Here is a 12,602-nt window from a genome sequence, read left to right on the forward strand (position 1 = left end):
GCAGCATTGATGGCTTCGGCCGTCATCGGACCGTTGCCGAACTGCTCAAGCAGTTCGGCCGGAATCGCCGGCAGTTGCACCGGCTGGGCTTTCGGTTTGCGAGGCATAAACTCTCCTTGGGAGCATGTTATGCCTTAAACACGAAATTCCTGACAGGCCCCTTTCGCCGGAAACATCGAACGCCGGAACCGAGGCCAACCGTCTATGTCATCCGTGATAGCGGCTTTATCCCGCTTGGCGCAAGTACGCGCATGAAATGAAAAAGCCGACCCTCGCGAGTCGGCTTTTTAGCGTCTGACGTTACAGGTCCCATCCGCGCGGCCCGCGCGAACCCAAACAACCCGCAGTACCCTACATCAACACAATGTCATACTGCTCTGCTTCGAAGTCGATATTCCGTACTGGATAAGCGTTCGGCGGCAATGAACTGATCGGAAAAACACGCTAGCTACATATCTGGCTACACTTTTTAGAAGGGGGCTGCAGCGATTGATGGCCGCTCGAATGCTCTCGACCGTGATCAGACACCGCAGGTACGCGATACCTGCCTGTCACGTCGGCGGAGCGCAGCGTATGCGGCATCGAGCGCGCGGCTTCAGCAATGTCGGCTGCGTCGCGGGCGTCAGTCTTGGCTTCACTGGCATGCAGATCCGCGATACGGCGCATGGCCAGACCTGGCAGATAGGCGACGAGAACACCTTCATCGCGGGCGACTGCCACGGGCAGCGCGCCAATGGTGGCGGGCTGATCGACGACGAACAGAAGTTGGCCGTGCGCCTTGAGTTCGGTAATGAGCGCGCGCAGTTTGGTCTCATCGTTGGGCAACGCCTTGTACAGGCGCTTTGCGTTCCGATCGAGAGCGACGGCATGATAGTGGCCTTTGCCGACGTCGACGCCAACGAATACATCGATGGATCTATGTTGTTGGCTTTCTTGCATCGAAGGGTTTTGCAGGTAGAGCAGTTTGGCCTGCAACAACGGTGGCAAGTCTCGGCATCCACGTTACGGACGGCCTCAAGATATTCCGGCCGAGCCCCTATTAGCGATCACCAGCCACCTACCAGGCCCGGTGACAACACCCTCCCCGGATCATAACTGCGACTGGGGGCGGGAATCATGCCGGGCCCGGCTGGCCAAATCCCCAATTATCGGGGAGTGAAGATGTTACGGGGGCCGCTTCTGACGCTGCGACCTGCGCCGAGGCTGTGCCGGCACGTGCGGTGAATAACGCCGCGGTGCTCGCAGCAGAGACAACAGGGTTCATTGCATTGCTCTCGGATTGACGCCTGCATAGGGCGTGAGGCTGAAGTGGGTAATTCGCAGTCCGATCGGGTTGTCCTTCTATTCGCCGGGTTTCAGCGTTTCGGGCGCGAGGAGGAAACTGGCCGTGAGCGGCATCTGTTTCGGTCGGGACGGCGTGCCGTTCACGTTCTCGAGTGACGCGCGCTGTGGCCGACTCGCGCGCGGTCTGCCCGCTACCGTACGGGGTTTGTGAAAATAGATCGCGACGGAACCGTTAAATGCGTCCAGAATGGACAGCAAGGCGGCCGCTTTCGCGGTCGTAGCAATTGGAGAAACACGATGGCAAAGGGGCAACAACGCGGTAATCGCGAGGCAAAAAAGCCTAAACAGCCGAAGAAGGTACCGTCTCCTGCGGCAGATCTCTCCTGGACGAAAACCCCAAGGAATTCCGCTGCCGGCTCACCAGAGAAAAAGAAATAACCAATACTCAAGAACGCAAAGCGAGGTCTGCGTCTTCCGGTTTCCCTCCTGTTCCGGGCGCACCGCCTGTCACCGTGTCATACGGGGTTCATACAGGGTTGGCAGGAGCCGACCCCTTTCCTCCTTGCCGCCGGATCTGCCGCGCAACACGTGCGACGTGCGGCACGCAAAAAGCAGGTATCAGGTATGCGCCACCTTCCAGTGGCGAGGCTGCACGCGCGGTGGTGCCGCAATTCGTCATGCCGGCAATCCCGTGCTCGCGACCAGGCATCATCGTGCCTTGGCGGCCGACGCGCCTTTTAGCCGCATCACGTGCAAGGCGTTTTGCCTCGTCCGCTGAAGTCACCTCACCGCAGAAGGTCGCCTATGAACACATTGCTTCAGTACGCCGCGCGGTTTCGCCCACGCTCGCCGCCATGGACAGACACCGCGCCGGTGCGCGACGAACTGTTCGGCGTTGAACGGCTCGAGCAGCACGCGCAGAGCCTCGCCGCCGCGCAGTCGGTTACCAAGCACCCTCCCGTCGTGCTGGCGCTGCACACCCGGCTCAACGATAACGCTGCCGTCCTGCTTGCAGCTTACCGCGCGAGCGCCGCGGAACTGGAGCGTGGCCGGACTGTGGAGCCTGCCGCCGAATGGCTGCTCGACAACTATCACCTCGTCGAAGAACAGATCCGCGAGATTCGCGACGATCTTCCGCCTGGCTACTACCGCCAGTTGCCAAAGCTTGCCGCAGGTCCGTTCGCCGGCTATCCGCGCGTATTCGGTCTTGCGTGGGCGTTCGTAGCGCACACCGACAGTCATTTCGACCCGCATGTGCTGTGCCGTTTTGTCGACGCCTATCAACGGATTCAGCCGCTGACGATCGGCGAATTGTGGGCGGTGGCGATCACGCTGCGCATCGTGCTGATCGAGAACCTCCGACGTCTCGCAGACCAGATGACCGCGGGTCGCAGCGCACATGCGGATGCCGACGCGCTCACCGACCGTCTGCTCGAATCCGGCAGCGCGCGTTCCGCACTGGAGGCGGATATCGCGACACGTTCATCGGGCGCGTTGTCGGAGCCGTTTGCCGCGCAACTCGCCAAACGGCTGCGTGACCAGGATCCACGTACCACGCCGGCGCTCGGCTGGCTGGAAGAACGGCTGAAGCGCCAGGATCTTTCCGTCGATGACGTCGTGCAGCATGCACAGCAACACCAGGGCGCGTCGAACGTCACGGTGCGCAATGTGATTACCAGCATTCGCCTGATTTCCGACATCGACTGGACCGAACTGTTCGAGAGTATGAGCCTCGTCGACGCGCGGCTGTGCGCGGGTAGCGCATTCGGCACGATGGATTTCCCAACGCGCAATCTGTACCGCCACGCGATCGAGCAACTGGCGCGCGGTTCATCCGCGAGTGAACTCGAAGTGACCGGTCTTGCGCTGCAGCTGGCGCAAGCGGCGGCTGCGGCCGCAGGCGACGCGGCCCGTGCGGGACGCGCCGGGGAGCCCGGCTATCACCTGATCGCCGAGGGCCGGCCAGCGCTTGAGGATGCACTGGAATTTCGGCCACCGCCGCGTCTGCGGATTACACGGTTCAGTATCCGTCTCGGCATCGGCGGCTATGTCGGCACGATCCTGGCGGTTTCAACGGCGCTGCTTGCGCTGGTCTTGTGGGCTTTGTGGACGTTGTGGAGCACACCGTCGCGAGGGGCCGACGTGTGGATATTAGCGTTGTTTGCCGTATGCGCATTCCTGCCTGCCACGGAGGTCGCGACGGCGCTCGTCAATCGCGCGGTGACATGGGTTTTCGGCGCCGTCACGTTACCGGCGCTCGAATTAACGGCAGGCGTACCGTCATCGCTGCGCACGCTGGTCGCCGTGCCGACACTCCTCACCAGCGAGGCCGAATTGCGCGAGCAGATCGAACGCCTCGAGGTGCATCATCTCGCGGGCGCCGGCGGCGACCTGTCATTCGCGTTACTGACTGACGGGCTCGATGCGGACCAGGAAGTGCTGGCTGCAGATGCGCCTCTGCTCGCTGTCGCTGCCGACGCCATCGAAGCACTGAACCGCCGGCACGGACAAGGCTCTGGCGGCAGCCGTTTCCTGTTGCTGCACCGCCGCCGCGTGTACAACGCGCGCGAGAACAAATGGATAGGCTGGGAACGCAAGCGCGGCAAGCTGCACGAACTCAACCGGCTGCTGCGTGGCGCAACCGATACGAATTTTGTGCCGATCGCGGGGCGCGCACCGCAAGTGCCATCAGGCGTGCGCTACGTCATCACACTCGATGCCGACACGCGTCTGCCGCGCGATGCCGCGCTGCGCCTGGTCGGCAAGATGGCACATCCGCTGAACCGACCGCAATTCAGCGCAACCGAACAGCGCGTGGTTAACGGCTATGCGATCCTGCAGCCACGCGTGACGCCATCGCTGCCCGTTGGCCAGGAAGGGTCGCTCCATCAACGTGTGTTCTCCGGCCCGGGCGGGATGGACCCGTATGCGGCGGCCGTATCCGACGTCTATCAGGACCTCTTCGGCGAGGGTTCGTTTACCGGTAAAGGCATCTACGACGTCGATGCATTCGAAGCGGCGTTGCGCGGCCGCGTGCCGGAAAACGCAATGCTCAGTCACGATCTGTTCGAGGGGGTTTTTGCCCGCGCCGGCCTCGCATCCGATGTCGAAGTAGTCGAGGAAGCGCCATCGCGTTACGACGTTACGGCAAAACGCCAGCATCGCTGGACGCGCGGCGACTGGCAGTTGTTGCCGTGGATCGTCGGGCGTCGGGGCCGTTTCCGGGCCGCGATGCCGTGCCTTGGCCGCTTCAAGATGCTCGACAATCTGCGCCGCTCGCTACTTGCCCCCACGATGCTCGCCGCGTTCGTGCTGTGCTGGTTGATGCCGGTTCGCGCCGGTCTTGCGGGCATCCTGTCGATGTTGGGCGCGCTCGCCGTTCCGGCGCTTCTGCCGACGCTATTCGCGATCGTGCCCCGGCGTACCGGAATTCCCCTGCGCAATCACATCCGCGTCCTCGCTGCCGACGTGCGGCTTGCGGCCTTGCAAATCTTCCTGTCGGCCACGTTCGTTGCCGATCAGGCATGGCGCATGGGCGATGCGATCGTCCGGACGCTTGTACGCCTGTTCATCACGCATCGCCGTTTGCTCGAGTGGACGACGGCGGCACAGTCGAAGGCCAGCCCGCGCCTGGATCTGGACGGCTTTTATCGACAGATGAGCGGAGGTATCGCGCTCGCGCTCGCGTTGTGCGCTGGTGCGCTCGCCTTTGAGCCGGCACATTGGCCCCTCGTGCTGCCGTTCGTATTGCTGTGGCTGGCCGCACCGGCGCTGGCATTGAGATCGAGCCGTTCGCCAGCGGTCGCGGGGCGATTTGCGATGTCCGACGGGGACGCCCAGGATTTGCGCCTGATCGCGCGGCGTACCTGGCGCTTCTTCGAGACCTTCGTTACGCCGCTCGAAAACATGCTGCCGCCCGATAATTTCCAGGAAGAGCCGAAGCCGGTCGTCGCACACCGCACCTCGCCGACCAACCTCGGGCTGTATCTGCTGTCAGCGGTCGTCGCGCGCGATTTCGGCTGGGCGGGGACGGTGGAAACCGTCGACCGCATTGAAGCCGCATTCGTCTCGATGCAGAAACTTCCACGTTTCAGGGGCCATTTTTATAACTGGTATGAGACGCGAGACCTGCGGGCATTGGCACCCGCTTATGTATCGTCGGTCGATAGCGGCAACCTCGCCGGCCACCTGATCGCGCTCGCCAATGCGTGCGAAGAGTGGCTGCAAGAGCCGCTTGCGCCCGCCGCGAGGTCCGGAATACGTGACACCCTGCAACTCGCGCGCGAGGCGATCGACGCGCTGCCGACGGCAATTGCGGAGCAAGGCAAACAGCTGGTCGAGATCTTCGAGGAAATCGATGCGCACCTGCGCGGCCCGCAGATGCTTGACGCGTTATCGCCGTCGCTGACCCGGCTAACGAAGAAGGCCGCGCAGACGACGCGCGGGTTGATGCCGGCTGGCGGCGACGACAGATATGCCGATCTGATGTTCTGGATCGAAGCGTTGCATCGCAGCGTGAGCGAACACAGTCGCGACCGGCGGCAACTTGGCGCCGTGCCGCAGCTTCTGCAAGTACGTCTGCGCTCGCTCGCCGACACGTCGCGCGCAATGGCGCTCGGTATGGACTTTGCCTTTCTGCTCGACCAGGATCGCAAGCTGCTGTCGATCGGCTACTCGCTGGCGGATAACAGTCTCGATGCGAACTGCTATGACCTGCTTGCGTCCGAAGCCCGGCTGGCGAGCCTGTTCGCCATTGCCAAGGCAGACGTGACGACGCGTCACTGGTTTCGCCTCGGGCGCGCCGCGACGCCGGTCGGCAACGGATCCGCGCTGATTTCGTGGTCGGGTTCGATGTTCGAGTACCTGATGCCGTCGCTGGTGATGCGTGCGCCGGTCGGCAGTCTGCTTGAGCAGACGAACCGGCTGATCGTGGAACGACAGATGTCATACGCGCGCTCGCTCGGCATGCCATGGGGCATTTCGGAGTCCGCGTATCTGGCCCGCGATATCGAATTCAACTATCAGTATTCGAATTTCGGCGTGCCGGGCCTCGGTCTGAAACGCGGCCTGTCCGAAAACCGGGTGATCGCACCTTATGCAACGGGTCTGGCGACGATGGTCGACCCGCAGGCCGCGCTCGAGAACTACGTGCAAGTCGCGAAGCTGGGCGCATTGGGTCGCCACGGATTTTACGAGGCGCTCGATTTCACCCGTGCGCGCCTTCCCGACGGGGAACGTTTCGCGATCGTGCGCAGTTTCATGGCACATCACCAGGGAATGACGATTGTCGCGATTGCAAACACCTTGCTCGATGGGACCATGCGCGCGCGTTTTCATCGCGAGCCCGTGATCCAGGCCAGCGAACTGCTGCTGCAGGAACGCATGCCGCGCGCCGTCGCCGTGGCCCATCCGCGCGCGGAGGAAGTGAATACATCTGCAGCGGACGCCGGCGCGATGCCGCAGACGCTGCGGCGCGTCGCCCACACGACGGCGGCCAGCGGCCCGCCGATTACGCATCTGCTGTCCAATGGACGGTATGTGGTGATGCTCACCGCCGCTGGCGCCGGTTACAGCCGTTGGCGTGAACTCGCGATCACGCGCTGGCGCGAAGACGCTACCCGCGATCACTGCGGCTCGTTCATCTACCTGCGCGATACGCTGGCCAACCAGGTGTGGTCCGCAACTGCGCAACCGTTCGTTTTCGAACCCGAATTCGGCGACGTCGTGTTCGGCGAAGATCGTGCGGAATTTACCCGTCGCGACCGAACGCTGACCACGACTATGGACGTGCTGGTCTCCGGCGAAGCGGACGGCGAAGTTAGGCGTGTCTCGCTCACGAACAGCGGGCGCAGCACGCGTGAAATCGAACTGACCTCTTACGCGGAACTCGCACTCGCCACGCCGGCTGCCGACAACGCGCACCCGGCTTTTTCGCGGATGTTCGTGCAGACCGAGCATCTTGCCGAATTCGGAGCGTTGGTCGCGACGCGGCGTCAGCGCTCGCATGACGAGGCCCAGGTCTGGGCCGCGCATTTCGCCGTGGTCGAGGGCGAGCTCGTCGCGCAACCGCAGTACGAAACGGATCGGTTGCGCTTTCTGGGCCGCGGGGGAACGACCCGCATGGCCGCGTCGATCGTCAGCGACCGCCCGCTCTCCAACACCACCGGGATGGTGCTCGATCCGGTTTTCTCGCTGCGCTATCGCGTGCAGGTACCGCCCGGCAAGGTCGTGCGCGTCGCATTCTGGACCGTGGTGGCGGAATCGCGCACGCAGTTGCTCGACCTCATCGACCAGCATCACGACCGTAACGCCTTTGATCGCGCTAAAACCCTTGCGTGGACGCAAGCTCAGGTGCAATTGCGCTACCTCGACGTGGATGCCGAAGAGGCTGCGGACTTTCAGCGGCTCGCGGCGCCGCTCCTGTATGCGGACCCGCGCTTCAGGGCAACGCCCGAGGCCATCGTTCGCGGCGCCGGACCGCAGTCGGCCTTGTGGCCGCTCGGGATTTCGGGGGACCTGCCGATCGTGCTGCTGCGCATCGGCGATGTCGAAGATATTGCGCAGGTCCGGCAGCTATTGAAGGCACACGAATACTGGCGCATGAAGCGGCTGGCGGTCGATCTCGTGATCGTCAACGAACGGGCTTCGTCGTATATCCAGGAGTTGCAGGGAGCGATCGAAACCGCGGTGCGCAGTAGCCAGTCGCGGCCGCGCGCTGACGGTGAACTCGCGCAGGGGTCGATCTACGTGCTACGTGCCGACCTGATGAGCGTCGAGGCCAGAGCGCTGTTGCAATCGGCCGCGCGTATTGCATTGCTGGCGCGCCGTGGCGCCATCGCTACCCAGCTTGTTGAGCTGGCGCAAATGCCGGCACGCTCTTTTGCGCCTCGCCGGCAAAAAACACCATGGCTATCGCCGTGGCAGGAGCCTGCTGATGCGTCCACGGTGCCGACGCTGACCGCGGACCTTGAGTTTTTCAATGGCCTGGGTGGCTTCGCCCGCAACGGCCGTGAATACGTTACGGTGCTCGCTGCGCAGGCCAGTACACCGGCACCATGGATCAATGTGATTGCCAATGCTGGTTTCGGCTTCCAGGTTGCAGCGGAAGGCACCGGTTATACATGGGCCGACAGCAGCCGGGAAAATCAGCTCACGCCATGGTCGAACGACCCCGTCGAAGACCCTGCTGGCGAAGCCATTTATGTGCGCGATGAAAGTACCGGCGACGTTTGGACGCCCACTGCAAAGCCGATTCGCGACGGCGGCGTGTACGTCGCGCGTCACGGATACGGCTACAGCCGCTTCGAGCACGAAGCGCATGGCATCGCGCTCGGCTTGCTGCAATACGTGCCGCTTGCCGATCCTTTGAAGATCAGCCGCCTGACAATACGCAATCTGTCCGGCCGCAAACGGAGGCTATCGGTCACGGCATGGCTCGACTGGGTGCTCGGTACATCGCGAGGCGGATCCGGACCATTCGTCGTGACGGAAATCGACACGCTCACGCGGGCGATGCTGGCGTGCAATCCCTGGAATATCGCATTCGGTACGCGCGTCGCGTTCGCCGACCTGTGCGGCCGGCAAACGACGTGGACGGCGAATCGCACCGAGTTCTTCGGCCGCCACGGCGATGCAGCCGCGCCCGCGGCATTGAACAGCGACGCGCCGCTGTCCGGCGCGACCGGTGCGGGATTCGATCCATGTGCAGCCCTGCAGACATTCGTCGATCTGGGCGCGCACGAGACGCTCGAGGTAGTCGCGTTCGTGGGTCAATGCGCATCCGTCGCCGACGCACAGGCACTGATCGAACGCTATCGTGCGGCGGACCTCGATGCAGTGCTGGCCGATGTGACGCGCCATTGGCAAGAAGTGCTGGGCGCCGTCCAGGTAAAGACGCCAGATCGGGCGATGGATCTGATGCTGAACGGCTGGCTGCTCTATCAAACGCTCGCGTGCCGGATTGAAGCACGCTCGGCGTTCTATCAGGCCAGCGGCGCGTACGGGTTCCGCGACCAGTTGCAGGACATGATGGCGCTGACGCACGTACGCCCCCTCGACACGCGGCGGCATTTGTTGCGCGCCGCGTCGCGGCAATTCGTCGAAGGCGACTTTCAGCACTGGTGGCTACCGCACTCGGGACAGGGCGTGCGCACACGGATCTCCGATGACCGCGTGTGGCTGGCCTACGCGGCTGCCACGTACATCGGCTGCACCGGCGATTGCGCGGTGCTGGACGAGGTCGTGCCCTTCCTCGAGGGTCCGTTGCTGCGGCCCGGCGAGCACGACGCTTTCTTCCAGCCCATGCTAGCCGAGGTCTCTGCTTCATTGTTTGAGCATTGCGCGCGTGGTCTGGATCAATGTATCGAATTGACCGGCCCGCACGGTTTGCCGCTCATCGGCACCGGCGACTGGAACGACGGGATGAACCGCGTCGGCGCGAACGGGAATGGAGAAAGCGTCTGGCTCGGCTGGCTGCTGTTGCGCACCATTGACCTGTTCGCGCCGCTCGCCCACGCGCACGATCCGGTGCGTGGCGAGCGCTGGCGCGCGCATGCGGCGTCGGTGCGCGAGGCACTCGAGCGTGACGCATGGGACGGCGATTGGTACCGCCGTGCAACTTTTGACGATGGCAGCTGGCTCGGCTCGAACAGCAACGACGAATGCCGGATCGATTCGATTGCCCAGTCGTGGGCGGTACTGTCGGGCGCCGCCGATCCGCAGCGCGTGCAGCTTGCGATGGCCGCGCTCGACCAACACCTGATCCGTCGCGATGACGGGATTGCGTTGCTGTTCACACCGCCATTCGACAAGTCATCGCGCGATCCAGGCTATATCAAATGCTACCCGCCTGGGCTGCGCGAGAACGGCGGCCAGTATAGCCACGCGGCGATGTGGGCAATCTTCGCGTTCACGAAACTCCACGACGGCAACCGCGCAGCCGGTTTGTTTTCGCTGCTCAACCCGGTTAATCACGCGCGTACGCCGATGGAAACCGAGCGCTACAAGGTCGAACCCTACGTGGTCGCGGCCGATGTCTACTCGGTCGCGCCGCATGTCGGGCGTGGCGGCTGGACGTGGTACACGGGCTCCGCTGGATGGATGTACCGTGCGGGAGTTGAGGGCATTCTGGGAATTCGCAGGGAAGGGAATTTTCTGGTGGTGAATCCGTGTATTCCAGACTCGTGGCCGGGCTTTGAGGCGACGGTCTATGTGCATTCAACACGCTACGAAATCTGTGCGAAATCTGCCCCGGGGAATCGTGCGATCCATTTTGTGCTCGATGGTCAGGCTGTCGATTGCTGTGGCGAAGGCGTGTACGTGCCACTTGATGCCGGCACGCATCGGCTGTCGATTTCGTTGCGCTCAGGTGTGGCCGAGGAAATCGATTTGCGCGAGCCGGCCGCATAACGCGCACGGGCCATTCACACGATGCCCTGGACCTGTATGCCAGTCAGTCACATGTTGAAAGCAGAAGCTGGCAAACACATACCGCTGGCGCCGAACGGCGGCATGCCAATCGCGAGCAAACGCTCGTGAATCATCCGCGAGGGACCGTTTTATGGCCGATTCTGTTGCAAGGACTTCCCCCAAGAGTCGAGCTCGGTTGTTTGGGGGTGTCAGCCAAAGCGTGGCGCGGACGCCGGTGGCCTCGTTGGTTGTTTGGTCACGACAGTTCTTCGGGTTCTTCCACTGCTGTTTTGCAATACAACCAAGGAATAGACTGCGTCTTTGCAAACGGCCTTGTTGCCACATATGTCGGGCGGGCCACGATATGAGCCGCACAGGAGAACCCTATTTGAAAATCGGCGATCAGGCATGGAGGTGAACCGGCATGCGCTTTTGAGTCGCCAACAGAATCGTCGGGTTCTTCTCCCATTCGGTCCAACCTCGTTTTGCTATCGCGTCGAGCAGTAGTTGAGTTTCAAAGTGATCGGGTCATGTCGTTGCAAGTCGTACAGACGGATTCATGGGGTGACGCTGCCACGCATCGGCGTCGTAGCGCTCGCCCCTGGCGAGCATCGCCCACAGCATTCTGGCGTGTTTATTGGCGATCGCGGTCAGCGTCTTGTCGTAGCCCTTGCGCTCGTGTAGCTGTCTGATCCACCGTTGCAGACGGCCTGCGTGCGCGGGGTCAGCACGCAGCACTGACTGCAACGTACTTCGCGCTCCCTGAACAAGGAGCGTTCGTAGATAGACGTTACCGCGCAAGCTGATGTGCCCCAGTCGTGTCCTGCCGCGCGAGCTGTGCTGTCGTGGAGTCAGGCCGAGCCATGCACCAAATTGCCGGCCATTGCGGAAGACCTTTGCATCAGGAACCGCAGCGGCCAGCGCACTTGCCGTCACCGGGCCGACAAGGAGTTCACTGGCACGTCGTGCGACGTCACTGCTGCGCGCGTGACTGGCAATCTGCCTGTCGCAGCCGGCAAGCCGCGCATTCAGCGCGGCCAGCTGCTCACGCACTTCCAGCAACATGGTGCGCACCGGGTCGGCAGTCTGGCGTCTTCGACCAGACCCGGCAATGCGGCAAGAAGACGGTCCGCAGAGCGCGCGATCACCACGCCAAATTCAGCGAGCAGCCCGCGTGTCCGGTTCAGCAATGCCGTGCGCTCTTCCTGCCAGCCTGCTGGCACACTGTGCCAGGCAAGAATCGCCTGCTGCTCGACAGACTTGATTGCAACGAACCGCATGGTTGGCTGGCGGGCCGCGATGGCGATCGCCTCGGCATCTCGGCCGCATCGTTGTTGCCACCAAGCCTGAACGGTTTGACGAACTCGGCTGCGATGAGACATGTAGTGTGACCACGCGCTGCAAACCACCGGCCCCAGTGATGCGCTGAACCACATGCCTCCATCGCGATGCGGCATGGGGGCAGTCGCTCGGCCTACCTTATAAACGCATCGCGTCGCAACACGCGTCGCACAACTACTGCACCCGTCGCGTCCAGAACACAGACAGCAAAGACATCCTTTGCCAGGTCGATACCGACGGTAGTAAGCTGGTTCATGACTTCCCCTCCTGTTCAGATTGACGGCTGACCTCAATCCTGGCACTCGATGCCGCGCGACTCAACGTCGCCTCGGGATGGGGAAGTCCCTCACATTTGAAAAATGTCGTGATTGTCTAGCGCGGGCTTTGGCAATACGTTTCGGGTTCGTAAGTTCAGAGAGACGGCGGCGTTGCAACCAGGATACTCAACATTCCGCCTCTACGACGACTTTTTCCACAGACTCAGTCGAACCCATCCCTTTCCCGAGGAGCTTTCTCCGTATGCGAAACGGTCGCAAATCCCGAGCCGCAGATCGCGGCGGGTTGCCTTA

Annotated in this window: 2 protein-coding genes and 2 pseudogenes; 1 reads left to right on the plus strand and 3 read right to left on the minus strand. The window is 62.6% G+C overall.

What is annotated here, in order from left to right:
* Positions 1-561: 561 nt before the first annotated feature.
* Positions 562-997: pseudogene (locus BTH42_RS33825) on the minus strand (IS110 family transposase); the annotation flags it as partial.
* A 1,091-nt stretch (positions 998-2,088) separates the two neighbouring features.
* Here BTH42_RS33825 and BTH42_RS33835 point away from each other — a divergent pair.
* Positions 2,089-10,692, plus strand: coding sequence for a GH36-type glycosyl hydrolase domain-containing protein (locus BTH42_RS33835; RefSeq protein WP_075305522.1), 8,604 nt, complete (start codon positions 2,089-2,091; stop codon positions 10,690-10,692).
* Positions 10,693-10,948: 256 nt separating this feature from the next.
* On the opposite strand, the gene BTH42_RS35280 is transcribed toward BTH42_RS33835, so the two are convergent.
* The gene (locus BTH42_RS35280) at positions 10,949-11,161 is read right to left on the minus strand and encodes a hypothetical protein (RefSeq protein ID WP_143752322.1); all 213 of its coding nucleotides are present in this window, start codon (positions 11,159-11,161) and stop codon (positions 10,949-10,951) included.
* Between the two features lie 59 nt (positions 11,162-11,220).
* Positions 11,221-12,289 (minus strand): annotated as a pseudogene (locus BTH42_RS33840) (IS110 family transposase).
* Positions 12,290-12,602: the final 313 nt, after the last annotated feature.

The sequence above is a fragment of the Burkholderia sp. SRS-W-2-2016 genome, from assembly GCF_001931485.1.
Lineage (GTDB): Bacteria > Pseudomonadota > Gammaproteobacteria > Burkholderiales > Burkholderiaceae > Paraburkholderia.